The sequence below is a fragment of the Rickettsia africae ESF-5 genome, from assembly GCF_000023005.1.
GTDB lineage: Bacteria > Pseudomonadota > Alphaproteobacteria > Rickettsiales > Rickettsiaceae > Rickettsia > Rickettsia rickettsii.
In genome coordinates this window covers 925,565-943,223 of record NC_012633.1, presented here as the reverse complement: position 1 = coordinate 943,223, position 17,659 = coordinate 925,565, and the positions used below count along the sequence as shown (strand labels likewise).

Sequence of the window (17,659 nt, the reverse complement as noted above, 5' to 3'; positions counted from 1 at the left end):
TATAAGACTGTATAAGGTTAAAATAAAGATGAAAACTAAAATATTCAGTCTTGCTAATGAAGAAGTTGGTGAGATTAGCTTAAATGAAGATATATTTGCTGTTGAATTTATCAGAGATGATATAATAAAGCAGGTTATTGATTGGCAGAGAGCTAAGGCAATGTCTGGTAACCACAAAACTAAAACAGTATCAGAAGTATTAGGAACCACAAAAAAACCGTTTAAGCAAAAAGGTACAGGTAATGCAAGACAAGGTTCCCTTAGATCGGTACAAATGCGTGGTGGTGGTGTAGCTCATGGACCTAGAGTACGTAGTCATGCAACGAAATTACCTAAAAAAGTACGAAAACTTGGTTTAATTCATGCTTTATCCGAGAAATGCGCTGAAGGAAAATTATTAGTAATAGATTCTTTAAAGCTAGATAAGCCTAAAACTTCTGCTCTTGTAAATATATTAAACAAATTTCAAGGGAAAAGTTTCTTTGTAATAGATGGAAATGAAGTAGATATTAATTTTTCTTTAGCTGCAAAAAATATTTATAATACTGTGATTGTTCCACAAATAGGAGCCAATGTTTATGATATAATACGACATGAATATGTCCTATTATCACAAGAAGCAGTGAGTGTTTTAGAAGAGAGGTTAAGATGAGTTCTTATAAATACTACGATTTAATTAGAAAACCTATTATTACAGAAAAAACTACAACCCTTTCGGAACAAAATAAATACGCTTTTTATGTAGATAAATTTGCTAAAAAACTTACCCTTAAAAAGGCTATAGAAGAAATATTTAAAGTAAAAGTAAAAAAAGTGAATATTTTAAACGTTAAAGGTAAGAAGAAAAGATTTAAAGGAATTATAGGGACTCAAATCAATAGAAAGAAAGCTATTGTTACATTAGAAAAAGACCATAATATCGATTTTGCCGGAGGAATTAAATAAATGGCTTTAAAAAACTTTAATCCAATTACTCCTTCTCTTAGAGAGTTAGTTCAAGTTGATAAAACTAGTTTATGGAAAGGCAGACCTTTAAAATCTTTGACCAAAGGTATATCTAAAACCGGTGGACGAAATAATCAAGGTAGAATTACTTCTTGGCACAGAGGTGGAGGACACAAAAAATTATATCGTATTATTGATTTTAAAAGAAATAAAATTGATATTTCTGCTATTGTTGAAAGAATAGAGTATGACCCTAATAGAACTGCTTTTATTGCTTTAATAAAATATGAAGATGGGGAATATTCTTATATTCTAGCACCACAAAAATTATCTGTAGGTGATAGAGTAATATCAAGTCAAGATGCTGATATAAAAATAGGAAATTGTTTACCTTTAAAATGCATTCCTATCGGTACTACTTTGCATAATGTTGAAATGAAAGTCGGTAAGGGCGGTCAAATTGCAAGGTCTGCAGGTACTTCAGTAGATCTAGTGGGTAAAGATTCAGGATATGCTCAGATTAAATTAAGATCAGGTGAATTTAGGTTAGTACCTTTAGATTGTAAAGCTACTATAGGTAGTATATCTAACCCGGATCAAAAAAATATTAATTTAGGCAAAGCCGGTAGAAATAGATGGCTAGGTTGGAGACCGCATGTTAGAGGTGTAGCAATGAATCCTGTAGATCACCCTCATGGTGGTGGTGAAGGTAAAACTTCAGGAGGTCGCCATCCTGTTACTCCTTGGGGATTCCCAACAAAGGGTAAGAAGACACGTAAAAATAAACGTACTTCAAAATTTATCGTAAAGAAAAGAAAATAGATTTTAAATTAATTAGGTATTAGTATGGCACGTTCAATATGGAAAGGGCCTTTTGTAGACGGTTATTTAATAAAGAAAGTTCAAAAATTAATGGAATCAGGTAAATCTGAAATGATTAAAACTTGGTCTAGAAGATCAACGATTTTACCTATTTTTGTAGGGTTTACCTTTTCTGTGCATAATGGAAATAAATTTATTCCGGTTTCTGTAAATGAAGAAATGGTTGGAAGAAAATTAGGTGAGTTTGCTCCTACTAGAACATTTCACGGTCATGGAGCAGATAAAAAAATCAAAAGAAAATAAAGATTTATATGGTACAGGAAAATAAAAATTTTGCTACGGCACAAGCTAAATCTATTAGAGTAAGTTCAAGGAAGCTCAATTTAGTTGCAGCCTTTATTAGAAATATGAAAGTATCTGAAGCATTGGTACAATTAACTTTTTCTCCTAAAAGAATTGCAAAAGTTGTAAAAGATTGTTTACAATCTGCTGTTGCAAATGCTGAAAATAATTTAGGTCTAGATATAGATAGATTGGTTATTACTAAAGCGACTGTAGGTAAGGCTTTAGTAATGAAAAGAGTTATGCCAAGAGCAAAAGGAAGAGCAACTAGAATAAATAAGTTTTTTAGTAATCTTTATATAACTGTTACAGAAAAAGAGGATAATTAAAATGGGGCAGAAAGTTTGTGCACATGGTTTTAGAGTTGGACCGACTTTAATTAAAGGTTGGGATTCCATATTATATGCAGAAAAACATTATAAAACTCTTTTTATACAAGATTTAAAAATTAGGGATTTAATAAATAAGGGTTTTAATCAAGCCCAAATTAGTAGAGTTTTAATTGAACGCCCTTCTAATAAAAGTATTATAATTAATATTAATGCCAAAAAACCAAATATCATTATCGGTAGAAACGGTAGTGAAATTGATAAGCTAAAAAAAGCTATCGAGAAAATGACTTCTTTAAAAGAAGTTTATATAAATATTCACGAAGTTCGAAAATTTAATATAGATGCTGCTATAGTAGCTCAAACTATAGCACTACAGCTTGAAAAAAGAGTTTCTTTTAGAAAAGCCATGAAAACAGCAATTCAGGCGTCATTTAAACAAGGTGGACAAGGTATCAGGGTTAGTTGTTCAGGACGACTTGGAGGTGCTGAAATTGCTAGAACCGAATGGTATATAGAAGGAAGAATGCCGTTACATACTTTAAGAGCTGATATTGATTATTCAACAGCTGAGGCTATAACTACTTATGGAGTTATAGGGGTTAAAGTGTGGATTTATAAAGGTGAATATACAGAAAATAAAAGATATAATTAATTTTAAGTATTAAAATGTTAGCTCCGAAAAAACAAAAATTTAGAAAAGCTCATAAGGGTAGGGTTGCTTCAATAGCAAAAGCAGGTACGACGCTTGCTTTTGGATCATTTGGTCTAAAATCTATAGATGGTTGGCGTGTTACTGCAAGACAAATAGAAGCAGGAAGAAAAGCTGCTACTAGATGTATGAAAAGGCAAGGAAGATTATGGATTCGCATTTTTCCGGATGTTCCCGTTTCTAAAAAGCCTGCCGAAGTAAGAATGGGTAAAGGTAAAGGTTCTCCTGAATTTTTTGCAGTTAGAGTTTCGCCTGGAAGAATTATGTTTGAAATTGAAGGGGTAGAAGAAAATGTTGCACTTAGAGCTTTGGAGCTTGTAAGTGCAAAATTACCTGTTAGAACAAGGATAGTGAGACGTTATGAATGATTTAAAATTATTAAGAAGTAAGTTATCTACTGAAACAATAGAAGAGCTTTATAAAAACCTTAATCTTTTAAAAAAAGAATTGTTTAATTTAAGATTTCAACAAGCTTTAGGTGATTTAAAAAATACTAGTAGGTTTTCGTTAGTCAAAAAGTCTATAGCACGTATTAAAACTGAATTAACAAAAAGAGCTAATAGTGAGGAATATTAAAATGCCGAAAAGAGTGTTACAAGGCGTGGTTATAAGTTCAAAAGCTGATAAGACGGTTACAGTAAAAGTAGAAAGAAAGTTTAAGCATCCTATTTATAAAAAATTTGTGAAAGTATCTAAAAAATATGCTGCTCATGATTCAGAAAATAAATATCAAGAAGGAGATAAAGTTAGTATAATTGAAAGTCGGCCTATCTCAAAAACCAAAACATGGATAGTGGTAAATGGGGAATAAAGTTTTTTAATCTTTGACTTTATAAGGTAGATTGTTTATTTTATTTCTCGTGTATAAAAAATTGGAAGTAGTTTATGATTCAAATGCAGAGCATCTTGGAAGTTGCAGATAATTCCGGTGCTAAAAAAGTTATGTGTATTAAAGTTTTAGGTGGCTCTCACCATATGGTGGCAAAGCTAGGTGATGTTATAGTTGTATCTGTTAAAGACGCTATACCCGGCGGTAAGGTTAAAAAGGGTGATGTTTATAAAGGCGTGATTGTTCGTACAAAGACTGGAGTAGTAAGACCTGACGGTAGTACAATAAAATTTGATCAAAACGCATTAGTGCTTTTGAATAAACAAGATGAACCTATCGGTACTAGAGTTTTTGGTCCTGTTACAAGAGAACTTAGAGCGAAAAAATATGTTAGAATAATGTCGCTTGCAGAGGAAGTGTTATAAATGATTAAATTAAAAGTAAAAAAAGGTGATGAAGTTGTTGTTATTACCGGAAAGCACAAAGGAAAAAAAGGTAAAATATTAAAAGTTTTCCCAGAGGACAGTAAAGTAATTGTTTCTGGAGTAAATGTAGTAAAAAAGCATACTAAATCTAATCAAATGAGTGAAGGCGGGATAATAACTAAAGAATTACCTATACATATCTCAAATATTGCACACATCGATCCAAAAACCGGTAACCCTACCAAGGTAGCTTTTAAATTCTTAGAAGACGGTTCTAAGGTTAGAGTAGCAAAGAAATCAGGGGAAATTATTGGTAAGGAAGGTAAATAATGTTAAGATTTAAAGAATTATATCAGCAAAAAATTATTGAAAACTTACAAAAAAAATTTTCTTATAAAAATAAACACGAAATACCGCAAATTAAGAAAATTGTGATAAATATGGGAGTAGGGGAAGCAACGGCCGATTCCAAAGTAATTAATAATGCAGTAAATGATCTTACTTTGATTTCCGGTCAGAAGCCGGTTGTAACGTTAGCAAGAAAATCTATTGCAACTTTTAAGTTACGCGAAAATATGAAAATAGGTTGCAAGGTTACATTACGTAAAGATAGAATGTATGATTTTTTAGAGAGGTTAGTAATTGTTGCATTACCCCGTGTTAAAGAATTTCGCGGTTTTTCTTATAAAAGTTTTGATGGTAAAGGGAATTTTACTTTTGGGTTAAAAGAGCAGATAGTTTTTCCTGAAATTAATTACGATAAAATCGATACAATAAGAGGTATGGATATTACAATCGTTACATCTGCTAAAACAGATCAAGAAAGTAAATTTTTGTTATCAGGGTTTAATTTACCTTTTTATAATTAATTTTTAGGATATATATAATGGCAAAAGTAAGTTCTATAAAAAAGAACGAAAGTAGGAAAAAAAAATCACAAAGTTTACATAATAAACGTTTAGCACTAAAAAGTAAAATTTATGATAAAAATATTTCATTAGAAGAGCGTTTTTCTTTGGTAATGTCACTTGCACAATTACCTAGAAATTCATCATCTACTAGAATAAGAAATAGATGTGAGCTTACAGGTAGACCAAGAGGTGTTACAAGAAAGTTTGGTATATCGAGGAATAAGCTTAGAGAATTAATAGGCAGAGGCTTAGTTCCCGGTGTAGTTAAGTCAAGTTGGTAAAAGTCGATAGGTGAATCATATGTCAATGACGGATAATGTAGCAGATATGTTAACTAGAATTAGAAATGCTTATAAAAGCAAATTGATAAATGTTTCTTTTCCTAGTTCTAAAATTAAAACTTCAATTTTAGATGTTTTGCAAAAAGAAGGTTATATAAAAGATTATATAACTACTCAAAAAAATAATATTAGTTATACTGAGGTAGCTTTAAAATACTCTGTTAATGGTGATGCTTCTATATGCGAAATTCATAGAGTATCAAAGCCTGGAAAAAGAGTATATTCTGCTATTAAAGATTTGAAAGGATATTATAATAATATGGGTATATATATTCTTTCTACTCCTTACGGTGTTATGTCTGATAGAGAAGCTCATATTAAAAATGTCGGCGGCGAAGTAATTTGTAAAGTATTTTAAGGTAAAAAATGTCACGTGTTGGAAAATTGCCAATTACTATACCTGAAGGTATAAAAATTGGTTTAAATGATTTAGAAGTCAAAATATCCGGACCTAAAGGCGAATTATCAAAAACTTTTAAAGGTAATATAGCAATTTCATTGGCAGAAAATAAGCTTTTAGTAAAACCTTTAGCCGCAAATAAGAATGCACGTGCTATGTGGGGTACTGCAAGAAGCATAATATCAAATATGGTTACCGGCGTTAAAGAAGGTTTTAAGCTTAAACTCGAAATTAACGGAGTCGGTTACAGGGCGATGGTAAAAGGTAAATATTTAAATTTAATGCTTGCTAAAAGCCATAATACAAAAATTGAAATACCTTCAGATATTAAAATAGAGGTGCCTAAGCAAAATATTATTATTCTTGAGGGAACAGATAAAGAAAAATTAGGACAATTTGCTTCAATTATTATAAAACAGAGACCACCTGAGCCTTATAAAGGAAAAGGAATTAAATTTGAAAATCAATTTATACCGCGTAAAGAAGGTAAGAAAAATTAAATTTAAGAGTTAAATATGCGTAGTGCTAAGCTAAAATTTGAAAAAAGAAGAAGTAGAATAAGACATAAAATATCTAAAACATCTAATAGAGTTAGATTATCAATATTTAAGTCAGGTAGACATATATATGCACAAATTATTGATGATTCTAAGTCTATAACGATTGCTGCTGCTTCAACTTTAGATGAGAAAATAAAAAAATTAAAAAAATCTCATTGTAATATTGAAAATGCTATCAAAGTAGGCGAAGAAATAGCAAAAAAAGCTGATTCTGCAGGGATAAAAGACGTAGTGTTTGATAGAGGCGGATATAAGTATCACGGTGTTGTAAAAGCGCTAGCTGATGCAGCTAGAGAGAAAATAAAATTTTAGGTTATAAGGTTGTAGTAATGTCTAAAGTTAAAAAAAATGACGAGACTTTAAGTGAAGTTTTAGTTGATGTAAATAGAGTTACAAAAGTAGTAAAAGGCGGTAGAAGTTTTGCTTTTTCTGCTTATGTAGTGGTCGGTGATAAAGCCGGCAGAGTCGGAGCGGGACACGGAAAAGCTAAAGAAGTAAATGAAGCTCGAGGAAAGGCAAAACAAGCCGCTAAAAAGAGAATGATGAAAGTACCGTTATATCAAAATAGGACTATTCACCATGACGTTGTCGGTAAAAGTGGAGCTGCTAAAGTGATTTTAAGAAGAGCTAAAGCAGGTACAGGCATTATAGCCGGAGGATCTATGAGAGCAATTTTTGACTCTTTAGGCGTTCATGATATTGTTGCTAAATCAATAGGTTCAACGAATGTTTACGCAATGATTTCTGCAACATTTGATGCATTAAATAAGCTTGCATCACCAAAATCTATTGCTATGAGAAGAGATAAAAAAGTAAATGAAATATCTGTAAAATCTGCTGACATTCAAGTTAATGAATAATGTTGTATAAGTAAGGTGAAGTTATGAATAATAAGATCAATAATATAAAAATTACTCAAGTTCACAGTGCTATAGGTCGTAAGTATGATCAAAGGTTGATATTAGTTGGGCTTGGTTTAAACAAAATTAATAAGAGCGTTATTCTTGCAAATACTAATTCAATCAAAGGGATGGTTAACAAAGTAAAGCATTTGTTAAAAATAGAAAATATGTAATTAGAGTTTTTAAATGAAATTAAATGAATTATATAATAATATAGGTGCTAAAAAAAATAAGAAAAGAATAGCACGCGGTATTGGTAGTGGTAAAGGAAAAACCGGCGGTAGAGGAATTAAAGGTCAAAAATCTAGATCCGGTGTTGCAATAAAAGGTTTTGAAGGTGGTCAAACACCTATTATCAAAAGACTACCTAAAAGAGGGTTTAATTGTATTTCAACTAAAAAATACAATATAATAAATATTTATAATATTGAAGAAGCATTAGCCGATGGGCGTTTAAGTGCTGATGATAATATTACGAAAGAAAAATTGGTAGAAGCCAGAGTAGTTAATAATAAAAATAATAAGAAATTAGTGAAATTATTATCTATTTGTAGTGATGATTTCGCTGCTCCTCTATCATTAAAATTAGATGCTTACTCTTCTAAAGCTAAGGATTTAATCGAGAAAGCAGGTGGAAAATTATTATAGTATATGGGGCAGAATTTTTCTAAAAAATCCGGTAATGATTTAGTTAGTCGCATTGTTTTTACTGTTCTCATTCTTATAGTATGTAGATTTGGGTCTTTTATACCTATACCTGGTATAGATTCAATTGCTTTAAGTAGTGTGGCTGCAAAGAATCAATCCGGAATACTCGGAATGTTTAATATGCTATCCGGAGGATCGCTAGGTAGAATGTCCATTTTTGCTTTAGCAATTATGCCGTACATTACTGCCTCAATTATTATCCAATTAATGTCAGTTGCATATAAACCTTTGGAAAATTTAAAAAAAGAAGGGGAAGTCGGCAAAAGAAAAGTAAATCAGCTATCGAGATATTTAACGGTTCTGCTTGCTTCTTTTCAGGCTTATGGAGTTGCTATAAGTTTAGAGTCGATTGTAACAAATACTGGTCCTGTAGTAATCTTAGCGGGTTTTTTCTTTAGAGTTACAACCGTAATTACTTTAGTTGTAGGCACGATGCTATTAATGTGGTTAGGAGAACAAATTACACAACGCGGAATAGGTAATGGTACGTCTTTAATTATATTTATAGGTATAATTTCAGGAGTACCTAGTGCTATTATTAGTATGTTTGAATTATCAAGAAAAGGAGCATTATCGCCTTTAATAGCGATAGCTGTTTGTATTGGAGTAGTTGTATTAATAGCTATAATTATATTTTTTGAAAGAGCCCAAAGAAAATTATTGGTGCAGTATCCTAAAAGACAAGTAGGAAATAAAATTTATGGAGGCGAAGCAACCCATATGCCTCTCAAGTTAAATACTTCTGGTGTAATACCTCCAATATTTGCTAGTTCAATTTTACTATTTCCTGCTACGCTTGCTAATTTTTCTAATAGTAATTCAGAAACTATGGGCATGCTTACTTATTACTTAGGGCATGGAAAACCTGTATATATTTTATTATATGTAGCATTAATTATGTTTTTTAGTTTTTTTTATACTGCAATAGTATTTAATTCTGAAGAAACTGCTAATAATTTAAGAAAATACGGTGCTTATATTCCAGGTAAAAGACCAGGAAAAAATACGTCTGATTATTTTGATTATATACTTACAAGGCTTACGGTTATAGGTGGGATATATTTAAGTGTAATATGTGTAATTCCGGAGCTATTAATGAATAAATATGTAATCTCTCTTTCTTTAGGAGGTACGAGTTTTTTAATTGTAGTGAACGTGGTACTTGATACTATGACTCAGATTCAAACTTACTTATTTAGTAGTAAGTATGAAGGTTTAATGAAGAAAGTAAAATTAAAAAATTAAAAATGAGCTTAAATAGTGATAGTAATTTTTTTAGGTCCTCCAGGAGCGGGAAAGGGCACACAAGGAAAAAAGATAGCTAAAAAAATTAATTTACCACATATAGCAATCGGTGATATATTTAGAACAATTATTAAAACATCAACTAGTGAAGCAGAGTTAATTAATAATTATGTTAAGCAAGGGGAGCTTATCCCTAATGAAATAGTTAATCAAGTAATCAAAAATTTTTTATTATCCTCTGAATATAAAAACGGCTACATATTAGATGGATATCCGCGTAATTTAGAGCAAGCAAAATTTTTTGAATCATTTATTAAAGAAAAAATTAAAATAATATATTTTGATGTTTCAGATGAATTATTAATTAAAAGAATTTTAGGAAGATATAGTTGTAAAAATTGCGGTAAAATATATAATAGATACTTCTTGCAGCCTAAAACTGATAATGTATGTGATGTTTGCGGTTCAAGTACATTTGATTATAGAAAAGACGATAATGAAGAAGTAATAAAAAAAAGAATTGAAGTATATAAAACAGAAACATATCCGTTAATAGATTATTATAAAAATAGTGGTAATTTTTATATAGTTAATGGAAGTAAAAGTGAACAAGAAATAGAAATTGATATACAGAAAATACTAAAAATAAATTGACTTTATCAAAGATTTTTATATTATTTTTTAGTTACCAGTAAAATTTTGGAGATTATTTGTGGCAAGAATTGCAAGTGTTAATATTCCTGATAATAAACGTTTAGTTGTGAGTTTAACTTACATTTACGGTCTTGGGCCTACTATGGCAGCAGAGATCTGTAATAAAGCAAAAATATCGAAAGATAAAAAAGTGAAAGAACTGACAGATCAAGAGTTAATAGGCTTACGTAATATTATTGAAAGTGAATATAAAGTTGAGGGTGATTTAAGACGAGAAGTTACGCTTAATATTAAGAAAAAGAAAGATATAAGATGTTATCAAGGACTTAGACATATACGTAAGTTGCCGGTGAGAGGACAGAACACGCATTCTAATGCTCGAACTAGAAAAGGTAAAGCTATTGCGATAGCCGGAAAGAAAAAAGCTGTAAAATAATAGTTTAAGTATAGAGTATAAATAATGAATCAGACGGTTAAAGTTAAGAAAAAGAAAAAAACTATCACTCTTGGTGTTGTGCATATCCGAGCATCATTTAATAATACTATAGTAACATTTACTGATATCCAAGGTAATACTATTGCTTCTGCATCGGCAGGAGGTAATGGGTTTAAAGGGGCAAGAAAAGCAACACCTTATGCAGCTCAAGTAACAATTGATAGAGCATCGGAAAAAGCAAAAGAATATGGTCTAAAAACTATTTCTATTAGGATTGGAGGACCGGGGGCTCAGCGTGAATCAGCAATGAGAGCTTTATTCGGACAAAATTTTGTGGTTACATCAATTTTAGATGTATCGTCAATTGCTCATAATGGAGTAAGACCGCCAAAAAGAAGAAGAGTATAAGAGAATCATAGGTATTAAATGTTATCGTTAAGTAAAAATTGGAATACTTTAATAAAGCCGAATAAAGTTGCTTATGAAAATTTTCCAGAAACCAATAATAAAGCTAAAATTGTAGTTGAACCTTTAGAAAGAGGTTTTGGTTTAACACTCGGTAATGCTATGAGAAGAGTATTACTTTCTTCTTTACAAGGAGCAGCTATCACGTCTATAAAGATCCCTGCTATAGAACATGAATTTTCCTCTATACCCGGTGTAAAAGAAGATGTATCTGAAGTGATTTTAAACATTAAAGGTATTGAAGTAAAAATGCATGTTGCAGAAAAACGTATCATGAAATTAAAAGCAACAGGACCTTGTGTTGTAACGGCCGGTATGATTGAAACAGGTCATGATGTAGAAATACTGAATCCGGATCATGTAATTTGTGATCTAGCTAAGGACAAGCAGCTTGAAATGGAATTAACTTGCAAGGTTGGTAAAGGGTATGTACTTAGCACAAATAGTTATGAGGATAATTTACCTATTGGTGAAATAGCTATAGATGCTTTATTTAATCCGGTAAAGAGTGTTACTTATAAGGTAGAAAATACTAGGGTAGGTCAGGTTACCGATTATGATAAATTAATTATGTTTGTAGAAACTAACGGTGATGTATTACCTGAAATGGCTGTAGGTTTAGCTGCACGTATTTTACAGGAGCAATTACAATTATTTATTTCTTTTGAAGAACAAGAAGAAGATAAGCAAGTTAAAACTGATGCTTTACTATTTTCACCTTATTTACTTAAGAGAGTTGATGAATTGGAATTATCGGTTAGATCGGCAAACTGTTTGAAAAATGATAATATAATATATATAGGGGATCTAGTAAAAAGAACGGAATCCGATATGCTAAGAACTCCAAATTTCGGTAGAAAATCTTTAAATGAGATTAAAGAAATATTGGCAAAATTTAATTTAAGATTCGGTATGGATGTACCGGATTGGCCACCGGAAAATATTCAGGAATTATCTAAACGTTATGAAGATTCTTATAATTAAGGACTAAAAAATGCGACATAAAATTAAAAGCAGAAAGTTAAATGTAACAAGTAGTCATCGGCAAGCAATGCTCGCTAATATGGCTGTAGCACTTGTAACCCATGAACAAATTAAAACTACTTTACCAAAAGCTAAGGAATTAAGACCTTATATTGAAACTCTAATTACTAAAGCTAAAAAAGCTGATTTAATGGTAAGAAGAAGCGTTTTATCAAAAATAAAAGATAAAACAGCAGTAGAAAAGCTTATAAATATTTTAGGTATCAGATATAAAGATAGACCTGGCGGTTATACTAGAATAATAAAGGCCGGATTCCGTTATGGTGATTTAGCACCGATAGCATATATTGAATTTGTAGATAGAGATATTAATGCTAAAGGAAATATACAGCAAGATGCTAATGAAGAAATTAAAAATTAAAATATAAGGGACTCGGTGATGGCTAATCATTCTTCAGCAAAAAAAGCTGCTAGACAAACAGTAAAAAGAACTCTAATCAATAAAAAACGATCTAGTGCAATAAAAACTTTTATAAAGAAAGTTGTACATGAAATCAGTCTTGGTAATAAAGAAAATGCTAACATAGCTTTATCTGTTGCTCAGTCTAAGATAATGCAAGGTGTGAAAAAAAATATAATTAAATTAAATACCGCCTCAAGAAAAATCAGCAGATTATCAAGGCAAATAAAAAGTTTGAAAGTAAATAACACTTTATAGTAATTTAAAAGCAAAAACTAATAAAATTTTGCTAAATTATTTATATATTTCTTATGAATTATAAATGATGTTATTTTACTAATTAATAAAAAATATGGGCGATTAGCTCAGCTGGTAGAGTATCTCGTTTACACCGAGAGTGTCGGCGGTTCGAGTCCGTCATCGCCCACCAATCAAAAGTTTTTAGTATTTCAACGATCAAACAATGAATGAAGCTTAAACTCAAGTTTTTCAGTTTTAAATGTTACAATAGTTAAACCTATCAAGAAAAACAGTATCTTTGTGAAAGGGCATTTCTAACTAAGTATATATTAGTTAATAATTTAATGCCATTGCTAGAAAATTACAAAGTAAGTGAAGAAATAATCCAGTATAAAAATGCTAAAATTTAGTATTTTTATACTGGATTATTTCTTCACTAAGCTGATTAAATCGCTGTTGTTTTTCTTGATCGGTAAATCTAAAGTAATTCTTATCTTGTAGTAATGCGTTTAATGCTATAGTTTGAATAGTGTCTTTATATCCTATCTCTGCTAATGCTTGTATATTTTTATAATTACCTATATCTGCTTTTTGTGTTTCTTGATTAATATTATGGTTTAGCTCCTTAATTAACTTTATCCTATCTTGGATCTGATTGACCGAATCTTTAGAACCTTTTAATGGTTGTAATCCTATATTTATTGATGAAATTATTTGTGCTACATTATTACCGACTATAGCTGCTGATATCCCCGCCACGTTTACTATATTATTTATTACATTTGTTATAACCGATGCTATAAATAATGATTTAGTACCTTTATTACTTTTGTCTTTCGTTTGTTGCTGCTCATTATGTATATATAAATCATCTTTTAAAATATCTTTTTACTTTGGATCAATTTTTAGAAGAGCTTGTTGTTTACTCAAATCATTACGATGTTTTTCTAATAATTTATTTTCTTGTGTAAGAAGACATATCTTGCGAGTATGTACTACATCTATTATGGCTTTACCTACTATAGATGTTGCCATGGCAGTAGCTGATACAAACATAAATGGAGCTGTGGCAGGTGCTATAGTTGCCAGCATAATACTACTTGCTATTAATCCGAGTACGCTAGCTGTGGTTTTATTAAAAAGAATTTTTCCTGTTACGTTGCTTATTTTCTTTATATTACCCCATTTTTGAGGTCTTAATACTATTTATAATACTGGATATTCTTGAGTTATTTTGTGCTTTATACTCACTTTTATAAATTAGTATTGGGGTGTTGTTCATGGGTTGTTAAGGCGTGTGTGCCTCTACTCATTAATTGCTGTATCCGTTCTTGCTCTATTATATATAAATCATCTTTACTTTTTACTGTTTCTTGAGAAATTATACGCTCCAAGTTACGCCTTTGTATAACTTCTATATCATCCATACTGCTAAATATTGGAGGCTGCTTTTTAGGTACTGTGTCTATATTATTGGATGATGCCTTTACAATATCTAAATCCTTTTCTAGTGAGTGTGGCATATTTCTTTTCTTCTTTTATAGGTCTTGCCATTCTATTCGCTCCATTTATATGCCTTTAATCTGTTTTAGGGTGCATTATAGATAATTATTAAAATTTTATGTCAAATACACCTAAGTTAGAAAATCACTATAATAAATTGTTACAAGATATTATACTTAAAACATTAGAGCAGAATCAAATTGTAGCAACCTATTTAATACAAGAAGATTTTAGTAATACTTTAGATGAGCTGCAAAAAATAAACGCAAAGCTTGAAGAATATTGTAAGGTTTTTGCTCTGCTTGAAAGAATTAAAACCGAATTAGCTGAAGAAGATAAAGTATATAACTAATTTAATTGATATAAAAGGTGCAAGCTGCATTTCGCCTTTTATATTTAATAATAATTTCCTGCTTCAACTTCTAGCTTTTTAAAAGGTGATATACCGAGGCTATACCCTATAATAATAGGAATTACTATCATCAACAATCCTAAATTATTAAAACGTTCTGTTAAATAAACAAGCCCAAAAGAACTAATTACATAACATAGCGGTTCTTGAATAAGCATATATAAAGCTAGCATAGGTAAATCGTTTTAAAACCGGAAAACTTTTATAAAATATTGGAATTGCCGGGGATTCACTTGGAGAAAAAGTCACTACAATTAGTGGAATTAAGAGAATTTGCTAACCTTGCATTATATTATCTAATATTAATGGACTAGATAGAAGAAAAGTTAAAAATATTACTAATTGCATTTATAGTAGCATAAACACGTAAGTGCTATTGCTACAAAAAATTCTACTATAGAAATTTGTATTAAAAAATAATAAATTGCAGTCTTCTTATTAACTTTTTCCTGCCATACAAGATTATTTTTTATCTTTGCTACATCAATTATATTACTATCTTTTATCGTTTTCTTGTATTCTACGCTTAGCATCAACAAAATCTGGTGTTTCTCGCAAAGTAGTCCTAGCAGCACGACCTATTAATGCAATTCCTGTACCTACCCAAAATGCGATACGCTAATTAAAGTCATAGGATGTAACTAAGGTTTCTACGCCAAAGGCCACAGTTAATCCTAAGCACACACCCCTACAAATGCTCTACGGCAGGAAAGCGTTTAGGAACTCCCACAGATTCCGTTAAATATAATTCTGCTCCTACTCTTGCTCCCATGGATGACATACCTTGCACTATACGGCATATTGTTACTATGCAGGCGGCACTAGCACCTACTTGGGCATAAGTAGGAAGATTAACCATAACGATGCAAGAAAATGACATTAAAATAGTGGTAATAATGACTGTGGATTTCCGACCTATATTATCAGCCAAATAATAAAGCTCCTAAGGGTCTAAAAATAAAAGTAGAACAAAAAGAAAAAACTGCAAGAAGTCGATTAACGTTCATATTGCGGAAAGAAAAGCTCATCAATTAGTACTGCCATATGAACATATAGCATAAGATCAAAATATTCTCAAAAAGTACCTATATATAGTAAGCCTATGCCTATAGCCCGTTTTTGTTTTCTGTTTAAACTTTTTTGTTTTTTTTCGTATCCCAACACAATTTTTTCTAAAAAGTTAATTTATAGCAATGTTATATTGAGAAGATTTCAAGTCTATAAATTCAAGGCAAAAGTTACAATGTTTTATGATTATACTTATTTAAAACTTCTTTGACTAATGAAGTTGTTATTTTTCTTTTGGAAATTAAAGCAAAATAGTTAATATTGTCTAATATTTCTATAATTTTCGAATATTCCCTAGGCAAATTTACTAAAAGAAAATCTATTATTTGTCGGGATATTGTTACCGAAGAAATAGCAAAATGCTTAAATATTAGAATTTTGATTAATTCATCGTCAGGTGAGTTTAATAGAATACTAAGTACTGATTTAATACGTGAAGATAAATCGGGTAAAGTAAAATTTCTGCTTTTATCAGATGCGGTAAGTAAAAGATATTTTTGTTTTTCGTTAATAATATTAAATATATGAAGTAATGTCGGCTCTTGCCAGTTTTCAATATCTTCAATGATGAAAGCATTATATTTTTCTGAAATTTCTTCATTAAAAAAAATATCTTTAATAATATAGGCATTGCTTAAATTTTGCCATATTTTGGTTAAATAAGTTTTGCCTGACGAAGAAGGTCCTTTAATTAATAAAGTAAATTTATAAGGGTTAACGCCAAAGCCACACTGCCAATTTTTTATAATATTATAAGCTTGATCGTTAGAACTAGAAACAATAAATTCATCAGGATGATATTTACTAGAAGTAGTAAAACGAAATATATATTGCTGCACTGTTATAAGAATTTTTTAGTCGTCTATTCGATAGAATTTGCTAGATTTATAAAATTTAATTAGATTCAAAAGTAAAATTTTTGTAATCCCTGCAATCGGTATAGCAAAAAATATTCCAATAATTCCAAATAAGCTGCCGCAGGCAAAAATTGAGAATATAATCCAAAGAGGATGCAACCCTATTTTATCACCGATAATTTTAGGGGTGAAAATATAAGACTCGCAAATATTTCCAACTAGATAAATTATCATTATATATAGTAATTTAGTAGTTACACCAAAAGTTAAATAGCCGATAATTAGAGTTAAAAGAAACGATATAAAAGTACCAAGGAAAGGAATAATAACTAAAAATCCTGTTAAAATGCCAAGTAAAAGAGCGAGATCAATACCTATTACGGTAAATGCAATACTATAATAAGTAGATAATAATAAGCAAATATTTAGCTGTCCTCTTATGTAAGCAGATAACAGATTATTAATTGCCGATAATATTTCAAGGATTTTCGGTCGGGTTTTTATAGGTAATAATGATTTCATGTTTGCAATAATTTTAGCCCAATCACGTAGGAAATAGAATAATATTATAGGTATAAGTAAAAATAAAACAAATATGTTAATAGTTATAATAGTATAACGCCAAAAATTATTAGCAATACTGCCAAGTATAGTAAATATACTATTTATAAAATTGCTTAAAGAATTCTTGATTTTATCGGCAATATCAGGTTCTATCGAATAAATTTTTACCATTATAGGCGGTAATATTTCTGCCTGTAAATAATTGTTATATTTTGGAATATTATTTATAAAAGTAAAAATTTGTCCATAAATTATCGGCACTAAAATAGTTAAGCTTAAGAAAAATATGCTCAAAAATATCAGATAAATTATGCTTGATGCAAATTTATTTGATATTTTAAATTTTGATGTGATAAAACCTATAGCAGGTTGTAGTAAGTAAGATATTATAAATGCGATAAAAAATGGTTTTACTGCGTCTGAAATTAGCATAAAACCGCTGATAAAAAGCCCTAAAAAAACTAGCCAAAATATAACGGTTCTATTCATTATTATTTTCCTCATTTTCTATACGAAGATCAACTGCAAGAAGAGCTAGGAGTTCA

At 30.3% G+C, this 17,659-nt stretch carries 34 protein-coding genes and 1 tRNA gene; 28 read left to right on the top strand and 7 right to left on the bottom strand.

Annotated features, from left to right (window positions below; genetic code table 11):
* Nucleotides 1-28: 28 nt before the first annotated feature.
* The 27 genes from rplD (at nt 29) to RAF_RS05000 (ending at nt 12,900) form a co-directional block, all read left to right on the top strand.
* Nucleotides 29-652, top strand: a complete 624-nt coding sequence (gene rplD, locus RAF_RS05130) for a 50S ribosomal protein L4 (RefSeq protein WP_012719919.1) — start codon at nt 29-31, stop codon at nt 650-652.
* Nucleotides 649-945 (top strand): 50S ribosomal protein L23, encoded by a 297-nt coding sequence (gene rplW, locus RAF_RS05125; protein ID WP_010977586.1) that lies wholly within the window; start codon nt 649-651, stop codon nt 943-945. Before rplD ends, rplW begins: the two co-directional genes overlap by 4 nt.
* Entirely contained in the window at nt 946-1,767 is an 822-nt protein-coding gene (gene rplB / locus RAF_RS05120) for a 50S ribosomal protein L2 (RefSeq protein ID WP_004997791.1), read from the top strand.
* A gap of 24 nt (nt 1,768-1,791) precedes the next feature.
* On the top strand, nt 1,792-2,070 hold the full coding sequence (rpsS, locus tag RAF_RS05115) for a 30S ribosomal protein S19 (RefSeq protein ID WP_004997794.1): 279 nt from the start codon (nt 1,792-1,794) through the stop codon (nt 2,068-2,070).
* 8 nt (nt 2,071-2,078) lie between these two features.
* The gene (rplV, locus tag RAF_RS05110; RefSeq protein ID WP_004997796.1) at nt 2,079-2,438 is read left to right on the top strand and encodes a 50S ribosomal protein L22; all 360 of its coding nucleotides are present in this window, start codon (nt 2,079-2,081) and stop codon (nt 2,436-2,438) included.
* 1 nt (nt 2,439) lies between these two features.
* Nucleotides 2,440-3,093 (top strand): 30S ribosomal protein S3, encoded by a 654-nt coding sequence (gene rpsC, locus RAF_RS05105; RefSeq protein WP_010977584.1) that lies wholly within the window; start codon nt 2,440-2,442, stop codon nt 3,091-3,093.
* 14 nt (nt 3,094-3,107) lie between these two features.
* On the top strand, nt 3,108-3,518 hold the full coding sequence (gene rplP, locus RAF_RS05100; RefSeq protein ID WP_012719918.1) for a 50S ribosomal protein L16: 411 nt from the start codon (nt 3,108-3,110) through the stop codon (nt 3,516-3,518).
* Nucleotides 3,511-3,726, top strand: coding sequence for a 50S ribosomal protein L29 (gene rpmC, locus RAF_RS05095; RefSeq protein ID WP_004997809.1), 216 nt, complete (start codon nt 3,511-3,513; stop codon nt 3,724-3,726). Before rplP ends, rpmC begins: the two co-directional genes overlap by 8 nt.
* A 1-nt stretch (nt 3,727) precedes the next feature.
* Nucleotides 3,728-3,961: a 30S ribosomal protein S17 gene (gene rpsQ, locus RAF_RS05090; protein ID WP_008580954.1), complete on the top strand. Its 234-nt coding sequence runs from the start codon at nt 3,728-3,730 to the stop codon at nt 3,959-3,961.
* 74 nt (nt 3,962-4,035) lie between these two features.
* Nucleotides 4,036-4,404 (top strand): 50S ribosomal protein L14, encoded by a 369-nt coding sequence (rplN, locus tag RAF_RS05085; protein ID WP_004997813.1) that lies wholly within the window; start codon nt 4,036-4,038, stop codon nt 4,402-4,404.
* On the top strand, nt 4,405-4,734 hold the full coding sequence (gene rplX, locus RAF_RS05080; protein ID WP_004997814.1) for a 50S ribosomal protein L24: 330 nt from the start codon (nt 4,405-4,407) through the stop codon (nt 4,732-4,734).
* Nucleotides 4,734-5,273, top strand: coding sequence for a 50S ribosomal protein L5 (gene rplE / locus RAF_RS05075; RefSeq protein WP_010977582.1), 540 nt, complete (start codon nt 4,734-4,736; stop codon nt 5,271-5,273). The genes rplX and rplE overlap by 1 nt, the downstream gene beginning before the upstream one ends.
* Before the next feature lie 17 nt (nt 5,274-5,290).
* Entirely contained in the window at nt 5,291-5,596 is a 306-nt protein-coding gene (gene rpsN / locus RAF_RS05070) for a 30S ribosomal protein S14 (protein ID WP_008580947.1), read from the top strand.
* A gap of 19 nt (nt 5,597-5,615) precedes the next feature.
* The gene (gene rpsH, locus RAF_RS05065; RefSeq protein WP_010977581.1) at nt 5,616-6,014 is read left to right on the top strand and encodes a 30S ribosomal protein S8; all 399 of its coding nucleotides are present in this window, start codon (nt 5,616-5,618) and stop codon (nt 6,012-6,014) included.
* An 8-nt stretch (nt 6,015-6,022) separates the two neighbouring features.
* On the top strand, nt 6,023-6,556 hold the full coding sequence (gene rplF / locus RAF_RS05060) for a 50S ribosomal protein L6 (RefSeq protein ID WP_012719916.1): 534 nt from the start codon (nt 6,023-6,025) through the stop codon (nt 6,554-6,556).
* Between the two features lie 15 nt (nt 6,557-6,571).
* Nucleotides 6,572-6,928, top strand: a complete 357-nt coding sequence (rplR, locus tag RAF_RS05055) for a 50S ribosomal protein L18 (protein WP_004997824.1) — start codon at nt 6,572-6,574, stop codon at nt 6,926-6,928.
* A 17-nt stretch (nt 6,929-6,945) separates the two neighbouring features.
* Nucleotides 6,946-7,476: a 30S ribosomal protein S5 gene (rpsE, locus tag RAF_RS05050; protein WP_004997826.1), complete on the top strand. Its 531-nt coding sequence runs from the start codon at nt 6,946-6,948 to the stop codon at nt 7,474-7,476.
* A 23-nt stretch (nt 7,477-7,499) separates the two neighbouring features.
* Entirely contained in the window at nt 7,500-7,691 is a 192-nt protein-coding gene (gene rpmD, locus RAF_RS05045) for a 50S ribosomal protein L30 (protein WP_004997827.1), read from the top strand.
* 13 nt (nt 7,692-7,704) lie between these two features.
* Complete coding sequence (gene rplO, locus RAF_RS05040) at nt 7,705-8,166, top strand: 50S ribosomal protein L15 (protein WP_004997829.1); 462 nt, start codon at nt 7,705-7,707, stop codon at nt 8,164-8,166.
* Between the two features lie 3 nt (nt 8,167-8,169).
* Nucleotides 8,170-9,471, top strand: a complete 1,302-nt coding sequence (gene secY, locus RAF_RS05035) for a preprotein translocase subunit SecY (protein WP_012719915.1) — start codon at nt 8,170-8,172, stop codon at nt 9,469-9,471.
* 15 nt (nt 9,472-9,486) lie between these two features.
* A complete protein-coding gene (locus RAF_RS05030) occupies nt 9,487-10,125 on the top strand; it encodes an adenylate kinase (RefSeq protein ID WP_012719914.1) in 639 nt (212 codons plus the stop codon).
* Nucleotides 10,126-10,183: 58 nt separating this feature from the next.
* Nucleotides 10,184-10,561: a 30S ribosomal protein S13 gene (gene rpsM, locus RAF_RS05025; RefSeq protein ID WP_004997837.1), complete on the top strand. Its 378-nt coding sequence runs from the start codon at nt 10,184-10,186 to the stop codon at nt 10,559-10,561.
* A 24-nt stretch (nt 10,562-10,585) separates the two neighbouring features.
* Nucleotides 10,586-10,969 carry a 30S ribosomal protein S11 gene (rpsK, locus tag RAF_RS05020; RefSeq protein WP_004997839.1) on the top strand — a complete coding sequence of 128 codons (384 nt, stop codon included), beginning with the start codon at nt 10,586-10,588 and terminating at the stop codon, nt 10,967-10,969.
* 18 nt (nt 10,970-10,987) lie between these two features.
* Entirely contained in the window at nt 10,988-12,010 is a 1,023-nt protein-coding gene (locus tag RAF_RS05015) for a DNA-directed RNA polymerase subunit alpha (RefSeq protein WP_012719913.1), read from the top strand.
* Nucleotides 12,011-12,020: 10 nt separating this feature from the next.
* On the top strand, nt 12,021-12,431 hold the full coding sequence (rplQ, locus tag RAF_RS05010; RefSeq protein WP_012719912.1) for a 50S ribosomal protein L17: 411 nt from the start codon (nt 12,021-12,023) through the stop codon (nt 12,429-12,431).
* Between the two features lie 18 nt (nt 12,432-12,449).
* Nucleotides 12,450-12,728, top strand: a complete 279-nt coding sequence (gene rpsT / locus RAF_RS05005) for a 30S ribosomal protein S20 (RefSeq protein ID WP_004997845.1) — start codon at nt 12,450-12,452, stop codon at nt 12,726-12,728.
* Nucleotides 12,729-12,824: 96 nt separating this feature from the next.
* Nucleotides 12,825-12,900: transfer RNA gene (locus RAF_RS05000), tRNA-Val, on the top strand.
* A 209-nt stretch (nt 12,901-13,109) separates the two neighbouring features.
* Here the strand turns inward: RAF_RS05000 and RAF_RS04995 are convergent.
* The 3 genes from RAF_RS04995 to RAF_RS04985 all read right to left on the bottom strand — a co-directional run bounded on the left by RAF_RS04995 (nt 13,110) and on the right by RAF_RS04985 (nt 14,233).
* Nucleotides 13,110-13,469, bottom strand: a complete 360-nt coding sequence (locus RAF_RS04995; protein ID WP_041471922.1) for a hypothetical protein — start codon at nt 13,467-13,469, stop codon at nt 13,110-13,112.
* Nucleotides 13,470-13,598: 129 nt separating this feature from the next.
* Entirely contained in the window at nt 13,599-13,766 is a 168-nt protein-coding gene (locus RAF_RS09485) for a hypothetical protein (RefSeq protein ID WP_200858170.1), read from the bottom strand.
* 197 nt (nt 13,767-13,963) lie between these two features.
* Nucleotides 13,964-14,233: a hypothetical protein gene (locus tag RAF_RS04985; RefSeq protein WP_041471920.1), complete on the bottom strand. Its 270-nt coding sequence runs from the start codon at nt 14,231-14,233 to the stop codon at nt 13,964-13,966.
* Nucleotides 14,234-14,331: 98 nt separating this feature from the next.
* On the opposite strand from RAF_RS04985, the gene RAF_RS04980 reads away from it, so the two are divergent.
* Entirely contained in the window at nt 14,332-14,565 is a 234-nt protein-coding gene (locus RAF_RS04980; protein WP_012719911.1) for a hypothetical protein, read from the top strand.
* Nucleotides 14,566-14,609: 44 nt separating this feature from the next.
* On the opposite strand, the gene RAF_RS04975 is transcribed toward RAF_RS04980, so the two are convergent.
* From RAF_RS04975 to RAF_RS04955, 4 genes are all read right to left on the bottom strand, one after another.
* The gene (locus RAF_RS04975; RefSeq protein ID WP_032849909.1) at nt 14,610-14,783 is read right to left on the bottom strand and encodes a hypothetical protein; all 174 of its coding nucleotides are present in this window, start codon (nt 14,781-14,783) and stop codon (nt 14,610-14,612) included.
* A 530-nt stretch (nt 14,784-15,313) separates the two neighbouring features.
* Nucleotides 15,314-15,556 (bottom strand): hypothetical protein, encoded by a 243-nt coding sequence (locus tag RAF_RS04965; RefSeq protein ID WP_012719910.1) that lies wholly within the window; start codon nt 15,554-15,556, stop codon nt 15,314-15,316.
* 307 nt (nt 15,557-15,863) lie between these two features.
* Nucleotides 15,864-16,532 carry an HdaA/DnaA family protein gene (locus RAF_RS04960; RefSeq protein WP_010977572.1) on the bottom strand — a complete coding sequence of 223 codons (669 nt, stop codon included), beginning with the start codon at nt 16,530-16,532 and terminating at the stop codon, nt 15,864-15,866.
* Nucleotides 16,533-16,547: 15 nt separating this feature from the next.
* Nucleotides 16,548-17,603 carry an AI-2E family transporter gene (locus RAF_RS04955; RefSeq protein WP_041471918.1) on the bottom strand — a complete coding sequence of 352 codons (1,056 nt, stop codon included), beginning with the start codon at nt 17,601-17,603 and terminating at the stop codon, nt 16,548-16,550.
* Nucleotides 17,604-17,659 lie beyond the last annotated feature (56 nt).

Excerpts from the sequence above, each read along its gene's own strand:
- rplD (WP_012719919.1), top strand. The coding sequence starts at position 29 with ATGAAAACTAAAATATTCAGTCTTGCTAATGAAGAAGTTGGTGAGATT.
- rplW (WP_010977586.1), top strand. The coding sequence starts at position 649 with ATGAGTTCTTATAAATACTACGATTTAATTAGAAAACCTATTATTACA.
- rplB (WP_004997791.1), top strand. The coding sequence starts at position 946 with ATGGCTTTAAAAAACTTTAATCCAATTACTCCTTCTCTTAGAGAGTTA.
- rpsS (WP_004997794.1), top strand. The coding sequence starts at position 1,792 with ATGGCACGTTCAATATGGAAAGGGCCTTTTGTAGACGGTTATTTAATA.
- rplV (WP_004997796.1), top strand. The coding sequence starts at position 2,079 with ATGGTACAGGAAAATAAAAATTTTGCTACGGCACAAGCTAAATCTATT.
- rpsC (WP_010977584.1), top strand. The coding sequence starts at position 2,440 with ATGGGGCAGAAAGTTTGTGCACATGGTTTTAGAGTTGGACCGACTTTA.
- rplP (WP_012719918.1), top strand. The coding sequence starts at position 3,108 with ATGTTAGCTCCGAAAAAACAAAAATTTAGAAAAGCTCATAAGGGTAGG.
- rpmC (WP_004997809.1), top strand. The coding sequence starts at position 3,511 with ATGAATGATTTAAAATTATTAAGAAGTAAGTTATCTACTGAAACAATA.
- rpsQ (WP_008580954.1), top strand. The coding sequence starts at position 3,728 with ATGCCGAAAAGAGTGTTACAAGGCGTGGTTATAAGTTCAAAAGCTGAT.
- rplN (WP_004997813.1), top strand. The coding sequence starts at position 4,036 with ATGATTCAAATGCAGAGCATCTTGGAAGTTGCAGATAATTCCGGTGCT.
- rplX (WP_004997814.1), top strand. The coding sequence starts at position 4,405 with ATGATTAAATTAAAAGTAAAAAAAGGTGATGAAGTTGTTGTTATTACC.
- rplE (WP_010977582.1), top strand. The coding sequence starts at position 4,734 with ATGTTAAGATTTAAAGAATTATATCAGCAAAAAATTATTGAAAACTTA.
- rpsN (WP_008580947.1), top strand. The coding sequence starts at position 5,291 with ATGGCAAAAGTAAGTTCTATAAAAAAGAACGAAAGTAGGAAAAAAAAA.
- rpsH (WP_010977581.1), top strand. The coding sequence starts at position 5,616 with ATGTCAATGACGGATAATGTAGCAGATATGTTAACTAGAATTAGAAAT.
- rplF (WP_012719916.1), top strand. The coding sequence starts at position 6,023 with ATGTCACGTGTTGGAAAATTGCCAATTACTATACCTGAAGGTATAAAA.
- rplR (WP_004997824.1), top strand. The coding sequence starts at position 6,572 with ATGCGTAGTGCTAAGCTAAAATTTGAAAAAAGAAGAAGTAGAATAAGA.
- rpsE (WP_004997826.1), top strand. The coding sequence starts at position 6,946 with ATGTCTAAAGTTAAAAAAAATGACGAGACTTTAAGTGAAGTTTTAGTT.
- rpmD (WP_004997827.1), top strand. The coding sequence starts at position 7,500 with ATGAATAATAAGATCAATAATATAAAAATTACTCAAGTTCACAGTGCT.
- rplO (WP_004997829.1), top strand. The coding sequence starts at position 7,705 with ATGAAATTAAATGAATTATATAATAATATAGGTGCTAAAAAAAATAAG.
- secY (WP_012719915.1), top strand. The coding sequence starts at position 8,170 with ATGGGGCAGAATTTTTCTAAAAAATCCGGTAATGATTTAGTTAGTCGC.
- rpsK (WP_004997839.1), top strand. The coding sequence starts at position 10,586 with ATGAATCAGACGGTTAAAGTTAAGAAAAAGAAAAAAACTATCACTCTT.
- RAF_RS05015 (WP_012719913.1), top strand. The coding sequence starts at position 10,988 with ATGTTATCGTTAAGTAAAAATTGGAATACTTTAATAAAGCCGAATAAA.
- rplQ (WP_012719912.1), top strand. The coding sequence starts at position 12,021 with ATGCGACATAAAATTAAAAGCAGAAAGTTAAATGTAACAAGTAGTCAT.
- rpsT (WP_004997845.1), top strand. The coding sequence starts at position 12,450 with ATGGCTAATCATTCTTCAGCAAAAAAAGCTGCTAGACAAACAGTAAAA.
- RAF_RS09485 (WP_200858170.1), bottom strand. The coding sequence starts at position 13,766 with ATGTTTGTATCAGCTACTGCCATGGCAACATCTATAGTAGGTAAAGCC.
- RAF_RS04985 (WP_041471920.1), bottom strand. The coding sequence starts at position 14,233 with ATGCCACACTCACTAGAAAAGGATTTAGATATTGTAAAGGCATCATCC.
- RAF_RS04980 (WP_012719911.1), top strand. The coding sequence starts at position 14,332 with ATGTCAAATACACCTAAGTTAGAAAATCACTATAATAAATTGTTACAA.
- RAF_RS04975 (WP_032849909.1), bottom strand. The coding sequence starts at position 14,783 with ATGCTTATTCAAGAACCGCTATGTTATGTAATTAGTTCTTTTGGGCTT.
- RAF_RS04955 (WP_041471918.1), bottom strand. The coding sequence starts at position 17,603 with ATGAATAGAACCGTTATATTTTGGCTAGTTTTTTTAGGGCTTTTTATC.